Consider the following 22,499-nt stretch of genomic DNA (forward strand, 5'->3'; position numbering starts at 1 on the left):
GGGAAGTAGGGGCCCTTCATAGGAAAACAAGGGGAAATCCGGTACCTTTGCTCACTTATATCCACCGAGTTCGAAACCATTTTACCATACTTCACATCACTTTTTATGTCTCCCAATCTGAAAATGAAGGCTATTGCCGCGCGTATCCTCCGGTACTTTTTTCAGGGCCTGCTGATCCTGGCTCCTATCGGCATCACTGCTTTTACCATATACTGGGCTTTTATTACGATTGATAACCTGATCCCGACCTCGCTGATCCCGGCAGACGCCATGGTGCTGAAATACCTGCGGTACAAGGGAGTAGGGTTTGTGCTGGTGCTGCTCCTGATTATCTTTGTGGGGTATCTGAGCTCATCTTTCATTGTAGGCCGTATATTCGATCTGTTTGATCACCTGCTGGAACGCACACCATTCATCAAATATATTTATACTTCTGTAAAAGATGTATTCGATGCCTTTGTAGGCGAAAAGAAAAAATTTGATCACCCGGTGCTGGTACAACTCTACGGGCTGGATGTATGGGAAATGGGCTTTATTACACAGAGCGATGTAAGCCACTTTGGCCTGGAGGGTTATATGGCGGTATATGTTCCCCACGCCTATGCCATTACCGGTAAGGTGTTCATGGTGCCCAAAGACAGGGTAAAACCGCTGGAGCATGTCTCTGCCGGCGAAGCAATGAAGTTTGCTGTAAGCGGAGGGGTAACGTCAATTTAGCCCATCACCTCATCGGCAAACTGTAACAGCAGGTGATTGAAGATCTGGGGCTGATCATAGTTAACAAGATGTCCTGCTGCGGGCACTTTGAAGATCGTATCTTTCCATTTATGCTGGAAACGGATCCCGTCCAGATAGTTGGGTTTCACTACTGCTTCCTGTTGTCCCAGCACAAAACATACCGGTAACTGGCTTTGCTGCAGGCCGCTAAGCTGGTTGAGCAGCTCACTTTTTCCGTTAATATATTCTCCGAAACGCTCCCTGAACACGGGGTCAGTATCATGATAGTACTGCTTGCATACTGCAATGAACTTATCGGTGGGTTTATACACCAGCCTTTTGGTGTAGGCCGTCAATACCGCGTCTGACGGTGGATTGGCAGTCAGTACCTGCGCAAAAGGCGAAGCCAGCAACACGGTATGTATCGGCAGGTTATTACCGGGTAGCGGCGCACCTGCAAAGAATAATCCGCTGGGCGCCAGCTTCAGTTGCGGCAGTGCTTCGCTGATCAGACTGGCGCCGGAAGAAAGGCCCACCAGTACATATTCGTCCGGCGTCATGCCGTTAATATAATCGGCCAGTTGCCGCGCCATGCCCGCAATACTGTAATCACGTTCCGGCGCTGCACTCCGGCCCGAACGGCCATGCCCCGGCAGATCCAGCGCAATCAGCCGGTACTGCTCCTGCAGCAGATCATCTTTGAGCTGCGTTTCCCATATGGCAGATTGCTGCAACCCGCCGTGAATAAAAATAATTGCTTTACCGGCTTCGCCGATACTACGCGTGTATATGTGCACACCATTTACGGGAATAGTTGTGATCTTCTCCATAGTTGTTGGTTTCCACTCCTTGGCATTGGGATAGGCTTGCAATGGGATTGCTGCTGTTTTGCCCGGAAGAGGGGGGAATTAGATAATAACTAAAAATAAAGCGCCTGTTGATCTTTACCCTGGCTTTAACCATATATTAACAAAACAAACCGCAGTCTTGTTCATCCTGTGTTTTTAACTATTTTCGCCAGCGCAAATCTTCTCTTCCTGTAAAATTTTCATTGATCTTATTTAATGAGTTAACCTGTATGTGCATACGCCTGTTCACTGCACTTTTAGTGTGTTTGTTATTTTTTCCTTCCCTGCTGCAGGGCTGGGGATTTTTTGCGCACCGGCGCATTAACCGCCTGGCTGTATTTTCGCTGCCGCCTGAAATGCTCGTGTTCTATAAACCGCAACTGGAATTTCTAAGCACCCACGCTACTGATCCTGACAAGCGGCGATATGCGCTCGCTGCGGAAGGACCGCGCCACTACATTGATATAGACCACTACGGCTCTCCGCCTTTTGACAGTCTGCCGCGTTCCTGGGAGGCAGCCGTTGCACGCTATACAGAAGATACACTGCAGCAGCATGGTATATTGCCCTGGCATATTCAACGCATGATGTACCGGCTTACCTGCGCTTTCCGCGAAAAGGATGCAGGCCGCATACTTCAGCTTTCAGCCGAACTTGGACATTATTTGGCCGATGCCCATGTACCGCTGCACGCAAGCTCCAACCACAACGGGCAGCTGAGCGGCCAGCAGGGCATACATGCACTCTGGGAATCGCGTATACCTGAGCTCATAGCTGATAAGGAATTCAATTACTGGAATGGCCGCGCCATGTATATCTCTGACGTTGCAATGTACAGCTGGGAGCTGGTGATCTCAAGCGCCATAGCCGCAGATACCGTATTGCGGCTGGAAAAAGCGCTGAGCCAGCGCTTCCCGCCTGCACAACGTTATGCCTGGGAAAAACGGAATGGTAAACTCACACGCAATTACGCTGCCGCCTACTCGCTGGCATATCACCGCCTGATGAACAACATGGTGGAACGCCGCATGCGCAGCGCTATTATTGCAGTGGCCAGCTGCTGGTATACGGCCTGGGTAGATGCCGGGCAGCCCCCATTGCAGGATCTGGCCCGCAAACCATTTTCTCCGGAGCAGGAGCGGCAGTTCAAAGCGCTGAACAAAGCCTGGAGAAAAGGCCGTCTGCCGGGCCGTGAGCATGATGATGAACGCTAAAAATAAAAGCGGTTTTTAAGAAAGTTTCGATTATCTTTGTCGACACTATACTGTCTATCTATTCTATTTTAACCTTTATCCTACACCACGCAAGGTTATTTGAAATGCCTACTTTTTTTAATCCGTTCCTAGAAAAACCAAAATAAAGTGGAAAAAGACAATAATGTATTTAATCAGGATCGCAACATGAAGGTGCACAATTTTAACGCAGGGCCTTCTGTACTACCTAACGAGGTATTATATAAAGCCAGCAAGGCGTTGATTGATTTTGAAGGATCGGGCATGTCCATACTGGAAATAGGTCATAGGACGGAGCTTTTCATAAACGTACTTGACGAGGCCCGCAGCCTCGTGAGAGAGCTGATGCAGCTGGAAGATGACTACGAAGTGCTTTACCTGCACGGAGGAGCCAGCACCCAGTTTATGCAGGTGCCAATGAACCTTCTGGAAAATGGAGAAACCGCCGCTTATGTAGATACCGGCGTTTGGTCATACAAAGCAATCAAGGAAGCCAAGTCTTTTGGTTATGTGGATGTAGTAGCCAGCTCACGCGAGAGTAATTACAACCATATACCCAGGCAGTTCAATATTCCGCCGCAGGCCAAATACCTGCATATCACCACCAACAATACCATTTACGGTACACAGTGGCAAACCACACCGGTAACTGATATACCGCTGGTAGCTGATATGAGCAGTGATATTCTGAGCCGTCAGCTGGATTTTAACCGGTTTTCCCTGATCTATGCCGGCGTGCAGAAGAATATGGGCGCCGCTGGCACCACCATGGTGGCGGTACGTAAGAGCGTGCTGGGCAAGGTAACCCGTAAAATACCAACTATACTGGATTATAAGGTACATGTAGAGAACGGCTCCATGTTCAACACCCCTCCGGTATTTGCCATCTATATCTCTATGCTTACACTGCGCTGGCTTAAAGAGCAGGGCGGTGTAGCAGCCATAGAAAAGCTGAATGAAAAGAAAGCAGCGCTGCTGTACAACGAAATAGATAATAACCCGCTGTTCCGCGGTACCGTGGTAAAAGAAGACCGCAGCCGGATGAACGTGTGCTTTATCATGGATAAACCTGAGCTGGAGGACGAATTCCTCAAGTTCTGCAAGAAGGAAGATATTGTGGGGATCAAGGGGCATCGCAGCGTAGGCGGTTTCCGCGCCTCTCTTTACAATGCACTGCCTTATGAAAGTGTTGAAGTAATGGTGGAAGCCATGAAATATTTCAGCCTTAAAAAGGCATGAAAATGATGTGTTGATGTGTTGTGACTACACCGTCATGTTGATTAACCGCTATAAGTCTTGTCCCGCTCCCGGTCTGCCCGGCGCGGGACTTTTTCTTTCCCTCTCCTGTACCGCCGGTACAATGTTTATGGCCTGTCTCCCGGTAAAACTGCGTAAAACGCCCTATCGCATTCCTGTCACCTTCCTGTTATGCTCCCATATGCGCCGGTGATGTCCCGTATATAAGCCGGTCATCCCCCTACCCTTTAAAGATCCGGAACATGCCCGGCGCTGTACCGGCGCTGTACCGGCGGTCGCAGCAACCCTGAAGCAATATGATATGAACCTGAATGCTGCAAAACAGGCAGCTTTCAGGGTTTGCCTTTTAACATCTGTATGTTATTTTTGCCCCTTCAAACAACACATTATGGCAATTATCAGACCGTTCAAAGGGTTAAGACCACAGGTAGCTCTGGCCGCCCAGGTAGCATCCAGGCCTTACGATGTACTCAGCTCTGCAGAAGCGAAAGTGGCAGCAGCCGGTAATCCTCACTCTTATTACCATGTTTCAAAATCTGAAATAGACCTGCCAGACGGTACCGATATCCATAGCCAGGCCGTATACGACAAGGCTGCAGAAAACCTGCAGCAGTTCATCAAAGACGGCACCCTGTTCCAGGACGAGCAGCCCAGCTACTACATTTACAAACTGGTAATGGACGGACGCGAGCAGACAGGATTGGTATGCGCCTCCTCCGTGGCCGATTACAATAACGGCATCATTAAAAAGCATGAATTTACCCGGCCCGAGAAAGAGCAGGACCGCATCAATCATATCAAAACCACCCGGGCCCAGACAGGCAACGTATTTCTGGCCTATACAGACGTTCCCGAGCTGAATGTGCTGATAGATCACTGGCAGCACGCCCATGCCCCCGCTTACGACTTTACCGCCGACGACGGCATTCAGCATACCATTTGGGTAGTGAATGAACCTGCCGCCGTTCAGCAGATCACCAGCCTCTTTGCTGAAAAAGTGCCCTGCACTTATATTGCAGACGGCCACCACCGCGCTGCATCTGCCTCACTGGTACAGAAGGAATTTGCAGAAAAACAGCTGATCGGTTCTGAAGAAGACCCGGCCAATTTCTTTCTGACCACCATCTTCCCCGCCAGCCAGCTGGCCATCCTGGACTATAACCGCCTGGTGAAGGACCTGAACGGCCATACCGCTGCCGACCTGATTTCCCGGCTGGAATATGACTTTACAGTAGAAAAAACAGGACATGCTCCTCAAAAGCCCGCCATGCTGCATGAATTCAGCATGTATCTGGAAGGGAACTGGTACCGCCTGGTGGCCCGTGAAGGCACCTATACCACAGACCCGATCGGCATCCTGGATGTGACCATCCTGCAGAATAATGTGCTGGACAAACTGCTGGGTATTAAAGATCCGCGTACAGACAAACGCATCGATTTTGTAGGCGGTATCCGCGGACTTGAAGAGCTGGTAAAACGTGTGGACAGCGGCGAGATGAAAGTGGCGTTTGCCCTCTATCCCGTTACCATCCAGCAATTATTTGATATCGCAGACAGCGGCAATGTAATGCCTCCAAAATCCACCTGGTTTGAGCCCAAACTGAGAGATGGGCTGATCACCCAGGTGATTTAAAGATATCCATAGTTCTTGGTCCATAGTCCATAGCATATCAGGAAGCTTAGCGCTGCCATAATATGCTATGGACTTCTTGCATATTACAGCAAACATGCATTGCCGGTTATGTCGTAATCTATGGGCTGTGGTGCTTGGACTAATTTTCCTTACATTTACAACAAAGCAAAAACAGGTAATGAACAGCAGCTTTTCTTCATTGAAAAAATTCTTAATAGGTGTTTTTTTACTGATTTCGCAGGTAGCCTGGGCGCAGGATGCAAATGAACTATTCAGCACCGCTAATAATTTTATCCGCACGGGAGATTATGCTAACGCTATCCTGGTGTTGAACCAGGCATTACAGCTGGAGCCCGATAATATCCAGTTCAGGAAACAACTGGGCTTTGCCTACTATCTGCGCGGAGATATGAACAAAGCCAAGAGTGTGATCGATCCCCTGCTGGACAAAAAAGAGGCAGACGCACAGATGTTCCAGATAGCCGGCAATATCTACCAGGCCAAAGAAGACTGGAAAGGGGCGCAGCGGCTTTACGACAGGGCTATCCGCCGTTTCCCGGAAAGCGGGGAACTGTATAATGACAACGGACAGCTACTGGCAGTGCTTAAAATGAACGATGGCGCGCTTACCAACTGGCTGAAGGGCATAGAAAAAGATCCTAATTTCCCGGGTAACTACTACAACGCCGCGCGCGCCTACTACTATTCAAAAGACCCGGTATGGGCGATATTGTACGGGGAGATCTTTGTGAACCTGGAAAGCTATACCAACCGTACCGCAGAAATGAGGGATATACTTATTGAGTCTTACAAGAAATTATACAGCAACCCGGATATGCTGAGCGCTCCTGTTCCCGAAATGGATGAGGGCGGCAAAAAGAGCAGGCGCGGCAAGAGCGCCGGCAGCGGAAGCGATTTTGTAAATGTCTACCGGCAGCTGATGTCTAAACAGACAAGCGTGATCAGCAGCGGTATTGACCCGGATGCCCTGATCATGCTGCGTACCCGTTTCCTGCTGGACTGGTATAATTTTTATGGTTTCAAATACCCTTTTGCGTTATTCGACCTGCAACGCAGGCTGTTAAAGGCAGGCCTGTATGAAGCCTATAACCAATGGTTGTTTGGCCCGGTGGCCAGTCAGGCTACCTTCCGTTCGTGGACTAACCTGCATAAAGCGGAATATGATAAATTCATGCAATACCAGCGCAATCACCCGTTCAAGCTGCGTGCTGATGAATATTATAACGATGGCAGGTTCTCGCTGAACCGGTAACCTGCCGGCCGGCAGATTGGCCGGCTATACCAGTTATTTAGTAATGATGAATGCAAGTGCTATTGATTCCACGTACGGTTAATTATTAATTATTAACTTTTAATTATTAATTATTTATATGCTTGCAACAAAACACCAAAACACCATCGAGAACGCGGTAAAAGCCAACCACGAAAGGGGCTTTTACTCCCAGTACCCCGAACACCCCAAAGCTTACGGTGAAGAGGCTGCCGCTAAAGGAGCAGCCAGATTTCAGGAGCTGCTGCACCAACCTTTTGACCAGTTACTGCAAACCGGCACCGGTACCCGCGTAGGGGAAGAAGTATCCCCCTATACCCGCGAGGCGTTGGGCATTACGTACCCCGCCTTTACCGTAGAAGAGCTGTTGTCTAAAGCCGGCGCAGCTGCCAGGCAATGGGCCAATACGCCGGTTACCAACCGCGCCGATATACTGGTGGAAACACTGGAAAGAATAAAAGGCTATTTCTTTGAGATCGCCTATGCCACCATGCATACCACCGGCCAGAGCTTTATGATGAGCTTCCAGGCATCAGGACCACATGCCAATGACCGCGCGCTTGAAGCGATTGCCATGGGCTATGAGGAACTGCACCGCTTCCCGGCAGAACAAATGTGGCAGAAACCCATGGGTAAAACCAGCCTGCAGCTGAAGAAAACCTACCGGGCTGTGCCCAAAGGTACCGGGCTGGTGGTAGGCTGCTCTACCTTCCCGGTATGGAACTCCCTCCCCGGCATCTATGCAGACCTGATCACTGGCAACCCCGTCATTGTAAAGCCGCATTCCAAGGCTGTGCTGCCCATTGCCATTGCCATTGCCGCCATCCAGCAGGTACTGCAGGAGAACGGTTTTGACCCGCATCTGTGCCAGCTGGCAACAGACACCAGCGCGCAGCCTATTACCAAATTGCTGTGCGAACATCCGCAGGTATCGCTGATAGATTATACTGGCGGCAGCAGCTTTGGCGAGTATGTAGAGTCTTTAAACGGCAAAACTGTGTTCACCGAAAAAGCCGGTGTCAACTCAGTGATCCTGGACAGTGTACAGGATATAGACGCCGTTGTACAGAACCTGGCCTTTGCCGTATGCCTGTACTCCGGCCAAATGTGCACCGCCCCGCAGAATTTCTTTATCCCTGAACAGGGAGTTGCCACTGACAAAGGCCATCTTTCTTTCAACGAGGTAGCGCTGAAGATCAGGGACGCCATCGGAGCGCTCGTTAATAATCCCAAAATGGGCGCTGGCACTTTGGGCGCCGTACAGAATGATACCACGCTGCAGCGCGCGCAGGACGCCGGTAAGCTGGGCGGCAAAGTACTGCTGCAGGGCGGCCCTGTAACAAACGAAGAATTCAACAATGCGCGGGTATGCTCACCTACCGTGATAGAAGTAACCAGTGCAGATCATGATATTTACGAGAAAGAGCTGTTTGGTCCGGTAATACTGCTGATCAAGACAAAAGACACCGATCATTCCATACAGCTGGCCAGGCAGATGGCCAGGCAACATGGCGCCATTACCTGTGGGGCATATACAACCGATCCTGTTATAAAGGAAAAGATTGCCGATGAGATGAACAGCGTTTTCACCCCGGTATCATTCAACTTTACAGGACTGATCTGGGTGAACCAGCACGCCGCCTTCTCTGATTTTCATGTAACTGGCGGCAACCCTGCGGGGAATGCAAGCTTTACTAACCAGGAGTTTATTGTGAAACGGTTTGTATGGGTAGGTAACCGGGAGGTAGTGGGCGGATAGCGGCTACAAAACATACATAGTATGAGGTACATATTACTGATAGCGGCTTGCCTGGCGGCCTGCCAGCAGGCGCCCAAAGCAGACAAGGCCACGATCACGGAGGCTCAGTCTGTACAGGAAGGCGAAGGCGCCGTATACCAGGTAAACCCGGAACAAAGCATGGTGCAGTGGATCGGCACCAAGCCCACCGGTAAACATACCGGCCGCTTTATGCTGCAGAAAGGTACTTTATACGTGAAGGACAGCGCAGTTACAGGAGGCACATTCACCATCGACATCCAATCGTTGGTGGATGTAGACCTTGCAGCGGATACCGCCATGAAGCATAAGCTGGAACGGGAACTGAAAGGCCCATTGTTCTTCGATGCGGATCAATACCCTACCGCCACCTTTGCCATTACCGGGATCAACGCTTACCATCCTGAAGGTAATGAGGTGCTGCTAAAGGATGCTACCCATACCATACAAGGCAATCTTACTATTAAACAAATCACCAAAAATGTGACCTTCCCGGCTAAAATTGTGCTGCAGCATGACCGGTTGACCGCTAACGCTAACTTCAATATAGACCGCACTTTATGGGGTATGACCTACCGCGCGGACAAATCGCTGCAGGATAAGCTGATCAATTCCATGGTCAATATCCAGTTCAACATCACCGCGAAAAGGCAATAATCTGGCGAAATCAAATAAAATTATTTAAATTTATTATACCTCATTTAGTCATAAACCTATTCATATGGAGAGTACACAACAACGGGATGAAAGACTCTGGCGCATCGCCAAGGCGAGAGCGTCTTTTAAATCCCACCTTATTACATACCTGGTCATCAACGCCGGTCTCTGGGCCTTATGGTTTATTACCGACCGTAGTGGTAATGGTATTCCCTGGCCTATCTGGCCGTCTATGGGCTGGGGCATAGGCCTTGCGTTCCATTATTTTGGCGCCTATCACAGTGATCACTACGGAGATACCCTGAAGGAATATGAAAAACTACAGAACGAGCAGCAGCGCAACCTGTGAGGATGAAAAACAGCAAACCACAACATAATGGATCAACCGAGCCGATTATTTGACGTAATAGCCTACCAGCTGGAGAAATATCCCAATGAAGATATGCTGGCCGGTAAAGTAGACGGGAAATGGATCAAATACAGTACTAAACAGGTGGCGGGGACCACCCTGCAATTTGCCTCCGGCCTGCTGCAACTGGGCATCAGCCGTGGCGATGGCAGCATGGAAGGGAAAGATAAGATCGCAATCATTTCGCGCAACCGGCCGGAATGGATGCTAACAGACCTTGCCTGTCAGCAGGCAGGAGCCGTACTTACCCCTGTCTACCCTACCATCAGCCAGCACGAATTGGTTTTTGTACTGAAGGATGCCGGTGCACGGATCCTCTTCATCAGCGACCAGGAAATACTGGACAAAGTGAATGCCGTGAGGGACCAGCTGCCAGACCTGAAGGAGATATTCTCTTATGACCCGCTGCCGGGCGTACGCCACTGGAAGGAAATATTATCCCTCGCGCAAGAAACTGACTATCCCAGGATAGAAGAGATCAAACGGAATACCAGCCCGGAGGAGCTGGTTACCATCATCTATACCTCCGGCACTACGGGTACTCCTAAAGGGGTAATGCTGAGCCACCGCAATATTGTAAGCAACGTTACAGCCTGTACCCCCTATCTGCCCGTACACACCAGTGCCCGGGCACTGAGCTTTCTTCCGCTCAATCATATTTTCGAGCGTATGGTCACCTACGTATACCTTACGGCCGGGGTTCCTGTCTATTATGCAGAAAGTATGGATACCATTGCAGATAACCTGCGGGAAGTAAAGCCCACCATCTTCACCACCGTGCCCCGTCTACTGGAGAAGGTGTACGAACGGATCATAAGCAAAGGACTGGAGCTGAAAGGCATCAAACGGGCGCTCTTTTTCTGGGCCCTGGAGCTGGGTAAAAAATATGAGATCAACAAACCCCTGGGAGCCTGGTACCGCTTTCAGCTGGCCATTGCCAATGCGCTGGTGTTCAAAAAGTGGCGGGAAGCGCTGGGTGGTAATATCCAGGCCGTTGTAACCGGCGCCGCCGCCTGCCAGATGCGCCTGCTGAAAATATTCACCGCAGGACGCATCCCTATATTGGAAGGCTACGGGCTGACAGAGACCTCTCCGGTGATCAGCGTGAACCGGGTAGATGAAAAAGAACGCATGTTTGGCACCGTAGGCCCTATTATCAGCGGCATTGAAGTAAAGATCGCTGAAGACGGAGAGATCCTCTGCAAAGGACCCAATATCAGCATGGGCTACTACAAAAGGCCTGATCTGACGGCAGATGCCATCAAAGACGGCTGGTTCCATACCGGCGATATCGGCGTGATTGTGAATAATAAATTTCTGAAGATCACCGACCGTAAGAAGGAACTCTTCAAAACCTCCGGCGGTAAATTTGTAGCGCCACAGCCTATCGAGAACAAGTTCAAGGAATCGCCTTACATAGAGCAGATCATGGTCGTAGGGGAAGACCATAAATTCACCTCCGCCCTGATTGTTCCTTCCTTCACCAACCTCCGGAACTGGTGCGACAAAAAGGGCATCAGCTACAATGGCAATGAAGGCCTGGTAAAGCTGCCTGAAGTAAAAGACCTGTTTCAGCAGGCGGTAGACAAATACAACCAGTACTTCAGCCATGTGGAACAACTCAAAAAGTTTGAGCTGATGCCGCAGGAATGGACGGTAGATGGCGGCGAACTGACCCCTACCCTGAAACTGAAGCGGAAAGTGATACTGGAAAAGTACCGCGACGTGATTGAAGGCATGTATGATTAAGTTGGATTTTGAATTGAAATATCTTAGTTTTGCACTCCCTTTCTATACCGGGTTACCGGGAGGGAGTGGAAATGGCCCTGTAGTTCAATGGATAGAATAGAAGTTTCCTAAACTTTAGATCCAAGTTCGATTCTTGGCGGGGCTACCAGTGAGAAAATCAACGGCGTTCAAACGAACGCCTTTTTTTATTGCAAACCCGCGTCCCTCTTGGCTTCCCGCCAAATAACCGGTCCAATTCAGTTCAAACCGGTTTAAACAAAATAGGGGGTAATTCAGGGGGTGATTCAAGGGGGTATCTTTACCCCCTGACCGCCACTCACCAACAACCACAATGCTTTAAACCCTGCCTGGCATTTTTCCACTTTAAAAAAATGTGTGTATGCTGGTACATCAAAAACTTTCTATCCTGTTTTACAGGAAAATCAAGGAAAAAAACAGTAAGGGATTGATCCCTATTTATTGTAGGGTAACCATTGACGGATTCTGGAAAGAAATAAGTACTTCTTTCTGTAAAGTCTTTTATGAACATTGGAACGATAAATTAAAGGAAGTCCTCCCGGATAATCCGGATCATAAAACCCTCAACAAAAAACTCGGCCAAATGAAAGCCGACCTGGAACGGCATTTTGATCTCGTAGTTGCCCAACATGGACTTGCCACCCCTGAACTGGTTCTTGCCTCTTATCAGACTCCCGTCAATGGCGAAAAAACAAGACAGGAAAACGCAGACAACCTGGCCTTCAGCCTGGAGCTTGACGAACTGGTGGCGCGTTTCATGAAATACGACAGGAAAAAAGAAAAAGCACAGAACGATCTTATTTACCAGGAAACTATGTCCGCCCGATTGCTTGAAGAAAAAAAACAGTTGGAAGACGATTTGGAAAAGCTTACGGAAAAAGGGGAAAAAATCTTCGAAGACAAAGCGAGAACCAAAACGCTGCGGATGGCCATCGATGAATATGAACTGGATTTTTTCCAGCATGTCCTGGCAGGCCAAAGGGCGCCCAACACCCTAAAAAAGAAATATGGCACCAAACGCAGGCTGCAGGATTTTATCCGGCAACAGTATAAACTGCAGGATATGCCCCTTTCCACGCTGGAATATAAATTCATTGTCGAATTTGTCAAAAAAGAAGTAACCCAGTACCATAGTGGGCAAAACACTATTTGGAAATATGTCCAGATCATCAAGGAAATCATTGACCGTGCAGTAACCAATGGGTGGATTCCCAATAATCTATTTGCCAATTACGAATGCTCTTATGAGGAACCGGAAGATAAAAGTTGGCCTACTATAGAGGAAATGCTTCACTTAATGGACTTTGTTTTTAAAGAAGAAGATAGCGAGCTCTTCGATATCCGGGACATAATGATTTATCATGCATTCGCCGGCCCATCCTATGCTGAACTTTATGGATTACGGGAAAGTCATTTAAAAAGAGAGAACGGGAAAGTGTGGGTTAAACAAAAGAGAAGAAAATCAAAGTCCAAAGAATATCTACCCCTGTTGCCCATCTGCCTGGAGATCATTGAAAAATTTAAAAACCATCCCAAATGCCAGCGGACAGGTAAACTTCTACCTGTTCCTACGGGGCAGCATTACAATAGGTGTATCAAGATCATTGGAGAGAGAACAGGAATTCCTTGCCTGAACAATTCCCACCAGCTGCGCTACTTTTTTGCCAACGAACTGGCTTACGAAACAAACGAAGATCTTCATTTAACGGGTTTGTTACTTGGCCAGCGGAATCCCAACTCAGTAAAAACCTATGTAAAACCCCAGGAAAGAAAGATCAATAAAGCGATGGGACTAGTAGAAGAACATCTTTATGGCCAGGGTGGAGTGCTTGCCCGGAAACAAAACGAGAAAAGTACCGGGAAGATCATCCGTATGCAAAGCATTCAAAACAAGTCAAGAGAAAACGAGCATGAATAACAATTCTCTAAACGCATAAAAAAGTATAGCTATAAAGGGCCAACAGGGAAAGTAAGAGATGGTTTGTCTAATCCGCTATAGCGATCTAATTGATTAAAATATTACGGAGTGTACTCTTGTTGCAGTAAGTTTTGTCACCTTAAGATTGTTATGGTTTTTCCATGACAACCACATTTTAACTCTACTGTCTCCGGGTCAGCGGGTTATTTTGCATTTTTCAATTTGGATATATGAAGTCTTTCAGCAATAAATAGCTGGAAGTTTTTCTCAAAAGAAAGTGGCATTTTATTCGTAGATAGTAGGAATATGTTGGCGTGGGCTGTAACGGGAACTCGACCTCGAATGCCGGGAGTTAGTTGGTAAGGTAATAAAAAGTTGTCGATCTTAATTAATGAACAGAAATTCCTTGAATACTGCGATTAAATCTGCAGTCCGTCGATATATTTTTACTATTGTCAGCAGACATAATGCCGTGTTATGTTTCTTGAAAATCTCCTTCAAGCAAGCTTCGTTGTCGTAAAAATGTCACATCCTTTTTGCAAGGGTTATTATTCGACGAAACTTTATCAGGAAGCAGTAGATCAATAGTCAAAAAGATAATTAGACAATAGTACAGCAAAGGGTAGAATTCCGTTTTCCTAGAAAAGCCCTTCTTGAGAGATTTGTTCTTTTTATATTCAACTTCAAAGCATTCTGTGGTAAAGGTGTTTTACTCATATCTGGAGCAAGCAAGATAGCCCTAATATGGTTTAGTTATAGCTTCTTTATTGTTCTACTCATGTTAGGTTTCACTTGCTAGTCCTGTATGGATTAATCCACCCGGATACTTGACTATTTTGAAATCCACTAAAATTGCTTCAATGTTCTGTATAAAGGTAGATGTAAATAATGCAAACAATAACTAGTAAAAAACATGCATCGCAAATTAATTATGACAAAAACAAGTTTGTTTTTATTATTTCAATTAATCAATTTGAATAATATTGTCGCGCAAAAAAAGACAATCAAAAATGACAGCTACGAAAACTGGACCACGCTGAAGGATATGGAATGGAATGTCAGCAGTTTGATCTCAAATGATGGAAAATATATTGCCTATAAGTACGGAGCCCCTAAGACTGGCGATTTTATCGTAATACGGTCCACTGATAACATATACAAGAAAGAATTCAAAGTTGAAGAACCTACAGAAGCGTCTTTTACCGGAGACAGCCGGAAAGTGATGCTTAAGCTTCCAGGAGATAGTTTAGGTATTTTAACCTTAGGTAGCGATAGTATTATATACATTAAGGACGTTTCATCCTTTTCGGCGCCATTAGGTGGAAACGGGAAATGGCTTGCCTTCATAAATTCAGAAAAGGAATTAACTGTAAAAAATCTTATTAGTGGATCGGAGAAAAAATACAGTGAAGTTGAGGAGTATAAATTTGATATGAATGGCACTGTTTTGCTAATAAAAACCATCAATGGGCTTCTTTGGCATGATCTAACTAAAGAAAAGGACATTTTCCTGGCAAGAGGAACAGAAATTCTTACTATAGCCCCAGACGACTCATTTAAACAGTTGGCATTTGTAAGTAATAACAATGAAAAGATTGAAATAAGATACTATAAACCCGGAATGGACAGTGCCAAAGTACTCGTCAATAGCAAAACTGATGGATTGAAGGAAGACCTGAGCATAGCAGATGGGAATCTTTTGTTTAGTGCTGATGGAACAAAACTTTTTTTTCAGCTAAAAGATAAAATACGACAGCAGAATACCATTACATCCTCTCCTGTTATTACCAATGATGTTGAGATATGGCACTATAAAGCACCCTATATTCCTGTTGAGGAACTAGCGAAACAGGTAAACCTGGTAACTTACCTAGCAGTTTGTAATATTACTCAACCTAAAATCGTTCAATTAACGACTCCTGCCACAGTTTTTGTAAGCTATTTCGGAAACGACAAAAGAGGTAATAACTATATACTCGCCCTTACTCGAGATACCTGGGACCAGGCAGAATTTTATTGGAGCAAGCGTACAATAGGCCTTTATTTAGTGTCTACCAATGACGGAAGTTCAAAAGAATTGTGTCGGTTTAGCAATTCCTTAAGTGAGATTATCCTGCTCTCGCCCAATGAGAAATTCGTAGTTTGGTTCAATGCAAATGATCATTATTATTATAGTTATGAAATAGCAACTGGAATTACGAGAAACATCTCAAATCAACTAAAAGGTGCCATTTATGATGATGAAAGCGAAATAATCAGCCGCCGTAAACCATTTGGAGTAGCTGGCTGGGTTAACGATGGCAGCCTCCTTATCTATGACCGCTTCGATATCTGGAAAATAGACCCTGGTGGCAATAAAATGCCGTTATGTGTGACCGGCGACGTCGGCAAAAAAAATAAGATAATCTTCAGACGAGTTGAGGATGAAGCAGGGTTATTTAAAGAGGTCGCTACTGCAGACACTTTATTGCTTGCAGGACTAAATAAAGCCAACAAAGACAATGGATTCTGGAAAGTTAAGCTAAGCAACCCGCCCACACTTACAAAATGCACCATGGAGCCTTATATATTTTATTTCCCAAGACCATGTAATAATATTCTTATCTCTCTGTCAGAATACCTCCCGAGAAAGGCAAAAGACGCTAATCTGTATGTTGTAAGAAGAATGGGTACCCGGGAGTCTCCGAACCTCTTTCTCACCCGCGATTTCAAAACTTTTAGCCCCCTGACCAACATTCGACCTGAAAGGGAATACAACTGGATGACTGCAGAGCTGATTAATTGGCAAATACCAGGCAGCAAACCGGCTGCTGGTATTTTATATAAGCCGGAGAACTTCGATTCAACAAAAAAATATCCGATTATTTTTTACTACTACGAAAAGTTAAGTGATGGTTTGAATATTTATAGAGTTCCTGAATTAAGTATCGGAACGCTCAGCATTCCCTGGTACGTAAGCAATGGCTACCTGGTTTTTGTTCCTGATATGTACTATGAAACAGGGAAAGTATCCGAATCGGTTATAAATACGATCACTTCCGCGGTAGACCGATTGTCCCGTTTTCCATGGGTAGACACAAGCAAGATGGGACTGCAGGGACATAGTTTCGGCGGATTTGAAACGTTGACCATAATATCCCGCACCAAATTATTTGCCGCTGCCCAGGAATCAGCTGGTTATACGAATGCTATCAGTTACTATAATCAGCAAACCGGCTTGACGTCAAACAGAAATCAGTATTTTGATATTGAACAGGGAAATCTTGGATTTTCTCCATGGCAAAAGCCGAAGCTATATCTCGACAATTCTCCCATATTCCATGTTAATAATATTACTACTCCATTATTAATAATGCACAACAAAGGCGATGACAATGTAGATTTTCATCATGCGGTTGAATTGTTCATTTCGATGCGTAGGTTAAGGAAGCCCGCCTGGCTTTTACAATATAAGGATGAAAATCATATGATTGGGCGAAGCGATAAAAATCAACTCGATTTTACGATTAGACAGCAACAATTCTTCGATCATTATTTAAGAGGAGTACCCGCACCTAAATGGATGACTACGCCCGGATCTACTGACTTCGGCGCGGATCCGAAAGAAACGAGATCAACATCCCAACCTGGGATCAAATAATTTTCCTATCAGCTATTGCAAAAAAAAGCTGACGTTTTTTACTTCAGCGTTTTTTCTCAAATCATTTCAATATTCAAGTTAATTTGGTCAATATCCGGGAAGTGCTAGGGTCGTCCTGGTAAAAAAGGGCATAGTACATACGCTGTTGGACAAAGTTGAACGATATACCGTTGTGTTCGGAGTACCAGCAGTTGTAGTTAGGTCATGCCTAGCAGAACAAATTGGCACCAAGGGACCACCAGGGGCTGTAGTGGTAGTTGTGGTGGCTATGAAGGCAAACCCTTGGCCAAACTTACTGGCTTTAAAGGCCAGCGTTCCACCTACTAAAGCAAATACAGCAATTGTGGTTAAAACTACTTTCGCTTTTTTCATAGAAAAATCGCTTTTATAGATCAAAAAGGCTAAACTTAGTGAATAAAAGATAGTGCCTACTCGTTTCTGATGGTTTTCGGCTTCCCCATGAATCGGCAGCTCCACACTGACCACACCAGATCTGATCAAGTAAAATTGAATATGGTATGGTCTTAAGGCACAGACAACGAAAATAACGCTGGAGTAAGGACTCCAGCGTCATTTTAAAACTCTGTTCGATTTAATGTGCTACCGATTAGATACCAGGAACAGTTAAAGTCGTCCTTGTAACAAAAGGAGTAGTACATACACTGTTAGCTAAAGTTGAACGATATACAGTTGTGTTCGGAACACCTGCAGTAGTAGTCAGGTTATTCCTAGCAGAACAAATAGGTACCAACGGGCCACCAGGAGTGGTAGTCGTAGTTGTGGTAGCTATGTAGAGAATTGGCTGGCCAAACGTCTTAGCCTTGAAAGCCAATGCTCCACCTACTATGGCAAATATGCCGATAGCTGTTAAAACTACTTTCGCTTTTTTCATAGAAATATCGCCTTTATAAATCAAAAGGCTAAACTTAATGAATAAAAAGATAATGCCTACTCGTTTCTGATGGTTTTCGGCTTCCCCATGGTTCGACCGGACTGGCCTATGTTACGTAACTAGCTTAGTTTTGAGAAATATCCCGGATCCTGGTCACATCCACCTGTCCGATCAACACTTCCTTCAACCGTTTTCTACTGTCGTATATGGCCATATAAGGAACCCCGGGAACGTTAAAATGTTTACCAAAAAAATCGTCATAGTCCACGCCTGCTGTGATATTTGGATATTTTCCCAACTGATATTCCTTGTAGAAACTCCGAAACTGCATGAGAGGTGCAACGGTGAACAAGCAGAACTGGATATCCTTTAATGTTCTCATATCCCTGATGATCGCTTCCGTTTGCGCCCGGCAATACGGACAGTCTGGGCTCAGATACAGCAGCACCAACGGCTTACTGTCATCGAACTTAGCGGTATTGTATTTTGTCGTACTGTCCAGGAGAAGCAAATCAAAGGACGGCAGTTTTGCTCCTTTCAGGTCAGGCTGCATAACAGGTGGCTCAAAACAGGCAGTCAGGCCCATCATCCAGATCACAGCAACAAGGAATATCTTCTTCATATATACTCATTTCACGGTTATCGATCAGGTCTTTAGACCCCATATTCCAACTTTGGAGCTTCCAACTGAACATTACCCATTTGTACGCCATTAATGGTCTTTCCTCTTGCCTCTTCAACAATATATTCTATGATCAAGAATGAAAAGGATAGAAAGACCAGCATAGGGAATAGCTGGAACCTCAGTGCAATGGGCGAAGCAAATACGCTGAACCCAAAATTTATCAACCAGAATCCAGCCAGCAGAAATAAGGCAATTTTAAATTGTGGATATCTTTTATGCCCCTGGAGAAACAAAAATCCTGCGACCACTACTATGAAAACAGCGTTGACGATACCGGTCATTATCGGGTAGAAATTAAGCACTGTAATCTTGGGATCCTTAAAGTAACTTTTCAACCGATTACTTTTATAGCCAAACCATACCTGTGCTATCTGCAACACAGTATCTACTCCTGTGCTGTAGCTCTCCAGGAATTCAACCGGCGGCGCATAATATTTTACGGCATTAGGCCACAGATAGTACTTTGCAAATTCTACAGGATACTGCTTTATCAGGTATGTACCATAATCAGCATACAACGGCGCTACTGTAGCCCATCGCTGTAAGATCCCGGCCGTTGAGTCCTTTTCGAACTGTTTGTGCATGTATTGCTGCAAGGGCGAAAAGTCAGACCACATATATACAGTACTAGCCAGCCACTGCTCATGTGGGTATTTTTTCACATCGCGGGTGGTATCAAAATAGGTGCGTACCATCTTGTCGATCTGTTTGAACCGGGGAGGCACCGGCTTGACATCACTGCCGTCTACATACCGGTAAGCGTACATGGCATTGTTCGCCAGCTGCCATCCGCTGAACGGAGAAAATTCCCGTTTCCCTATCAACTCATAATATTTGCTGCTGGTGAACTGAACAAATCCGGCAATCAATACAATACTTAATGCAAAACCCGAAACCTTTATCAGTACCCGCTGTTTGGACAACAGCAGCGCTATTATTGTAACCACAGGATAATATAAAGCATTGTATCTTACAGTGAAACATAAGAATAATATGACCGCATTTATTAATAACAGTTTCGCCGTAGGTTTGTATATTATCCAGAGCAACTGGGTGAACCAAATTAAGCTAAGGGAAATGAAAATAGCATCACTCGATACATAGTTGCTCAGATATAAGAATATAGGATTGAACAGCATTATCCCAAACAACAATATCTTGGTTACCTTTCCCGGTTTAAAGAAGTGGAATAGTGTAAAAACGAAAGACAGGATGCTGGCTTGCAAAAGAAAATACTGGAAAGCGACCAGTGCTGTATCCGATTTGGTGAATACGCTGAACATCCTCAAGAACTTTGAATAACCAATGGGATAAGTGTTGATATCCATATTATGATACGCCGTCTCAAGATACACGTAGGAATCTCCATTGATGAATCCGGCATAAGGATAAAAGAACTTGAAAACAATGAACTGCAGTAGCGATCCTAGTACACCTATCCAGAAGAACCACCTATTTACCGGGTTTTTAAACAGGAAATCCTTGAGCCCATGGCTCCATGACGGTTGTAATACAGTTTGTTCCTGCTGGACCTCTTCCCCGGCATTTGCTGTGGCTTTCTCTTCATGATATTCCTGCTCCGTATTAATAGACCATATGTTCGCTTTGGACACCACCCCTGCTGCAATATTATCCACTGCCACCATGGCCGTTAGCATGGAGTGATCGGAGTTGTTATACTTGTGCATGCCGTTACGTCCTACCAGGAACAGGTTCTCAAACCGGTCTATATATTCCCTCACCACATCAAACCTTTCATAGGTGCCAAAGTAGGCGGGGTAGGTCTTTTCCACACGCAGCACAGTGGTGTCCAGCACATTCGCAGCAGATGCCAGCCCTATCTTTTCCATCTCTGTAATGGCTAGTTGCTTGATATCCTCATCCGTCCTATTCCAGAAATCATCTGTCGTGTTACAGAAGAACTCCATGCCTACCCAGGCTGTATCCGGGTCTTTTACCATAAAGGGACTCCAGTTATTGAACAGTTGTAGCCTGCCTACCTTCACATCTTTTTCCTGTATATATATCCAGGTGTCCTTCAGCTGCAGCGGCTTCCACTCGCCGGTCTTCTTATCCTGAAAGGATAGCTTTTTCAGCAGGATGCCCACGGTAATAAAATCCCGGTATTGCAGGCCGGCGGCTATTTCTCTTACATCATCGGGTACCGCGCCGTCCAGTCCACCAACCAGTTCCTGCACCGGCATGGTGGAAAAGAAGTAATCGCCTTCCAGGTAGCTGGTCTCTCCTGTGATGTTGTTGATAGCGGCTATGGCCGTCACCTGGTTGTTAGTATTATTTGTATAGATCCGCTTCACATCGTGGTGCATCAGTATACGTCCGCCCATTTCTTCTACCTGCCGGGCCACTTCTTCCCAGAGCTGGCCGGGGCCGAATTTGGGATACAGGAACTGTTCTATCAGGCTGGTTTCGGTATCTTTCTGGGAAATATCGTTGCTGTTTTGCTTTTCCTTACGCTTCATGGCCGCTTGTACCGCATGCTGTATGGCCTTGCTAATGGACACACCTTTGATCCGCTGGGCGCCCCATTCGGCACTGATCTTATTACAGGGCAAGCCCCATACTTTCTCCGTATAGTCTTTAAAGAAAAGCTTGTATAATACCTGCCCGAATCGGTTCACCATAAAATCCTCCAGGTTCTTTTCCGGCTTACGCGGCAGCAGCTGCGCTTTTAGGTAGGAGAACATAATAGCAATAGTGGTCCATAGGCCCAGCTTGGCAAGAGTGTCCAGGGATAGTTGAATAGGGTAGGTAAAGAATTTCCGCAGGAAATAGATCCTGGATAAACGTTTGCGTACCAGCATCACTTTATCAGGATCTTTCCCCGCGTTATCTGTTGCCCCAATAGATGCGGTATCCACTTCCCGGGACTTGTGCTGGTAGCTGATATTAAAGGTGCTTTGCCCCTCAGCTTGCACCGGCATAATATTGAACCACCAGTTCATGACCCGGTCCGATTTGGAAAAGAAGCGATGCCCGCCAATATCTATCCGGTTGCCTTTATAATTAACAGTTTTGGAAATGCCGCCTATATCTCCCGATTTTTCCAGTATAATGGGAGTGATATCAGTTCTCTTCAGTAATTCATACGCGGCAGTGAGCCCTGCCGGTCCGGCACCTATGATTATTGCCTTTTTACTCATCATTCAAAGTTTTAAACTGTATCAGTTAACTATTAGATGCTTGAAATTTCCATTGAAGGACTCGTAACTCTTTTACTCATGGATAGGCTTTTCAAACATGGCATACAACACAACTATTAGGGTAAATCTGATTGGCATATTAGATTTTAACTCATTCATGCAAGAAATCTCTCTGTTGTTTAAATCTGCCACCTCCATGCTGAGGAGGTGGCAGCCATGAATAAAAACAAAAACATGCTGACAGATATCAGCTATTTATGCAGAATGTCGCTGGTGGAGTACCAGCCGGCGACACGAATAGACTTATTATATAGTCCTGCCTGAAGAAGCAGGACACTAGATAATGCTAAATTTAGTCACGTGAGTTTTGAGCTCACTGTGACCGGAAAATTCAAAACTTAAATATTTTTGTCAATTTTAGCTAAGGAAGATCAATTGCCGGAATCAATAATAAGAATGACCTTATATCGATTCAACTATTGATTCCGTAAAAAGTCTGCAATAGGAGAAACTATATACCAATGGATTTTCTTTGGAGCTTGCGCTGGACTTAAAGTTAACATAGTGCAATGCTATTTTGAGGGTTTCAATAAGTTTGATCATTCAGCTCAAGTT

General features: G+C 45.8%; 15 protein-coding genes and 1 tRNA gene. 12 read left to right on the plus strand and 4 right to left on the minus strand.

Features of this window, described 5'->3' with window-relative positions; genetic code table 11:
• Positions 1–105 precede the first annotated feature (105 nt).
• Positions 106–717: a DUF502 domain-containing protein gene (locus tag Q0577_RS24365; protein WP_298740995.1), complete on the plus strand. Its 612-nt coding sequence runs from the start codon at positions 106–108 to the stop codon at positions 715–717.
• Here Q0577_RS24365 and Q0577_RS24370 read toward each other — a convergent pair.
• Positions 714–1,547 carry an alpha/beta hydrolase gene (locus Q0577_RS24370; RefSeq protein ID WP_298740996.1) on the minus strand — a complete coding sequence of 278 codons (834 nt, stop codon included), beginning with the start codon at positions 1,545–1,547 and terminating at the stop codon, positions 714–716. The two genes, Q0577_RS24365 and Q0577_RS24370, sit on opposite strands and share 4 nt — an antisense overlap.
• A 278-nt stretch (positions 1,548–1,825) precedes the next feature.
• Between Q0577_RS24370 and Q0577_RS24375 the strand changes: the two genes are divergently transcribed.
• From Q0577_RS24375 to Q0577_RS24425, 11 genes are all read left to right on the plus strand, one after another.
• Positions 1,826–2,779 carry a zinc dependent phospholipase C family protein gene (locus tag Q0577_RS24375; protein ID WP_298741029.1) on the plus strand — a complete coding sequence of 318 codons (954 nt, stop codon included), beginning with the start codon at positions 1,826–1,828 and terminating at the stop codon, positions 2,777–2,779.
• 186 nt (positions 2,780–2,965) lie between these two features.
• Positions 2,966–4,036, plus strand: coding sequence for a 3-phosphoserine/phosphohydroxythreonine transaminase (serC, locus tag Q0577_RS24380; RefSeq protein ID WP_298740997.1), 1,071 nt, complete (start codon positions 2,966–2,968; stop codon positions 4,034–4,036).
• 406 nt (positions 4,037–4,442) lie between these two features.
• Complete coding sequence (locus Q0577_RS24385; RefSeq protein WP_298740998.1) at positions 4,443–5,687, plus strand: DUF1015 family protein; 1,245 nt, start codon at positions 4,443–4,445, stop codon at positions 5,685–5,687.
• A 178-nt stretch (positions 5,688–5,865) separates the two neighbouring features.
• Positions 5,866–6,960 carry a tetratricopeptide repeat protein gene (locus Q0577_RS24390; RefSeq protein ID WP_298740999.1) on the plus strand — a complete coding sequence of 365 codons (1,095 nt, stop codon included), beginning with the start codon at positions 5,866–5,868 and terminating at the stop codon, positions 6,958–6,960.
• A gap of 118 nt (positions 6,961–7,078) precedes the next feature.
• Entirely contained in the window at positions 7,079–8,737 is a 1,659-nt protein-coding gene (gene paaN, locus Q0577_RS24395; RefSeq protein ID WP_298741000.1) for a phenylacetic acid degradation protein PaaN, read from the plus strand.
• Between the two features lie 21 nt (positions 8,738–8,758).
• Positions 8,759–9,412 carry a YceI family protein gene (locus Q0577_RS24400; protein WP_298741001.1) on the plus strand — a complete coding sequence of 218 codons (654 nt, stop codon included), beginning with the start codon at positions 8,759–8,761 and terminating at the stop codon, positions 9,410–9,412.
• 64 nt (positions 9,413–9,476) lie between these two features.
• Positions 9,477–9,761 carry a 2TM domain-containing protein gene (locus Q0577_RS24405; protein ID WP_298741002.1) on the plus strand — a complete coding sequence of 95 codons (285 nt, stop codon included), beginning with the start codon at positions 9,477–9,479 and terminating at the stop codon, positions 9,759–9,761.
• Between the two features lie 27 nt (positions 9,762–9,788).
• Positions 9,789–11,570: a long-chain fatty acid--CoA ligase gene (locus Q0577_RS24410; protein WP_298741003.1), complete on the plus strand. Its 1,782-nt coding sequence runs from the start codon at positions 9,789–9,791 to the stop codon at positions 11,568–11,570.
• Positions 11,571–11,643: 73 nt separating this feature from the next.
• Positions 11,644–11,718, plus strand: a tRNA-Arg gene (locus Q0577_RS24415).
• 231 nt (positions 11,719–11,949) lie between these two features.
• Positions 11,950–13,506, plus strand: a complete 1,557-nt coding sequence (locus Q0577_RS24420; protein WP_298741004.1) for a phage integrase SAM-like domain-containing protein — start codon at positions 11,950–11,952, stop codon at positions 13,504–13,506.
• 913 nt (positions 13,507–14,419) lie between these two features.
• On the plus strand, positions 14,420–17,146 hold the full coding sequence (locus Q0577_RS24425; RefSeq protein ID WP_298741005.1) for a prolyl oligopeptidase family serine peptidase: 2,727 nt from the start codon (positions 14,420–14,422) through the stop codon (positions 17,144–17,146).
• Positions 17,147–17,753: 607 nt separating this feature from the next.
• Here the strand turns inward: Q0577_RS24425 and Q0577_RS24430 are convergent.
• The 3 genes from Q0577_RS24430 to Q0577_RS24440 all read right to left on the minus strand — a co-directional run bounded on the left by Q0577_RS24430 (position 17,754) and on the right by Q0577_RS24440 (position 21,884).
• On the minus strand, positions 17,754–18,038 hold the full coding sequence (locus tag Q0577_RS24430) for a hypothetical protein (RefSeq protein ID WP_298741007.1): 285 nt from the start codon (positions 18,036–18,038) through the stop codon (positions 17,754–17,756).
• 124 nt (positions 18,039–18,162) lie between these two features.
• Positions 18,163–18,660, minus strand: coding sequence for a redoxin family protein (locus Q0577_RS24435; RefSeq protein WP_298741009.1), 498 nt, complete (start codon positions 18,658–18,660; stop codon positions 18,163–18,165).
• A gap of 32 nt (positions 18,661–18,692) precedes the next feature.
• Positions 18,693–21,884 (minus strand): NAD(P)-binding protein, encoded by a 3,192-nt coding sequence (locus Q0577_RS24440; protein ID WP_298741011.1) that lies wholly within the window; start codon positions 21,882–21,884, stop codon positions 18,693–18,695.
• Positions 21,885–22,499 lie beyond the last annotated feature (615 nt).

It is taken from the genome of uncultured Chitinophaga sp., from assembly GCF_937898475.1.
Taxonomy (GTDB): Bacteria; Bacteroidota; Bacteroidia; order Chitinophagales; family Chitinophagaceae; genus Chitinophaga.

What these genes read in the sequence shown, in the direction of transcription:
- Q0577_RS24370 (WP_298740996.1), bottom strand. Translation starts at nt 1,547, where the DNA reads ATGGAGAAGATCACAACTATTCCCGTAAATGGTGTGCACATATACACG.
- paaN (WP_298741000.1), top strand. Translation starts at nt 7,079, where the DNA reads ATGCTTGCAACAAAACACCAAAACACCATCGAGAACGCGGTAAAAGCC.
- Q0577_RS24440 (WP_298741011.1), bottom strand. Translation starts at nt 21,884, where the DNA reads ATGAGTAAAAAGGCAATAATCATAGGTGCCGGACCGGCAGGGCTCACT.
- Q0577_RS24390 (WP_298740999.1), top strand. Translation starts at nt 5,866, where the DNA reads ATGAACAGCAGCTTTTCTTCATTGAAAAAATTCTTAATAGGTGTTTTT.
- Q0577_RS24425 (WP_298741005.1), top strand. Translation starts at nt 14,420, where the DNA reads ATGCATCGCAAATTAATTATGACAAAAACAAGTTTGTTTTTATTATTT.
- serC (WP_298740997.1), top strand. Translation starts at nt 2,966, where the DNA reads ATGAAGGTGCACAATTTTAACGCAGGGCCTTCTGTACTACCTAACGAG.
- Q0577_RS24430 (WP_298741007.1), bottom strand. Translation starts at nt 18,038, where the DNA reads ATGAAAAAAGCGAAAGTAGTTTTAACAGCTATCGGCATATTTGCCATA.
- Q0577_RS24405 (WP_298741002.1), top strand. Translation starts at nt 9,477, where the DNA reads ATGGAGAGTACACAACAACGGGATGAAAGACTCTGGCGCATCGCCAAG.
- Q0577_RS24435 (WP_298741009.1), bottom strand. Translation starts at nt 18,660, where the DNA reads ATGAAGAAGATATTCCTTGTTGCTGTGATCTGGATGATGGGCCTGACT.
- Q0577_RS24410 (WP_298741003.1), top strand. Translation starts at nt 9,789, where the DNA reads ATGGATCAACCGAGCCGATTATTTGACGTAATAGCCTACCAGCTGGAG.
- Q0577_RS24400 (WP_298741001.1), top strand. Translation starts at nt 8,759, where the DNA reads ATGAGGTACATATTACTGATAGCGGCTTGCCTGGCGGCCTGCCAGCAG.
- Q0577_RS24420 (WP_298741004.1), top strand. Translation starts at nt 11,950, where the DNA reads ATGCTGGTACATCAAAAACTTTCTATCCTGTTTTACAGGAAAATCAAG.
- Q0577_RS24385 (WP_298740998.1), top strand. Translation starts at nt 4,443, where the DNA reads ATGGCAATTATCAGACCGTTCAAAGGGTTAAGACCACAGGTAGCTCTG.
- Q0577_RS24365 (WP_298740995.1), top strand. Translation starts at nt 106, where the DNA reads ATGTCTCCCAATCTGAAAATGAAGGCTATTGCCGCGCGTATCCTCCGG.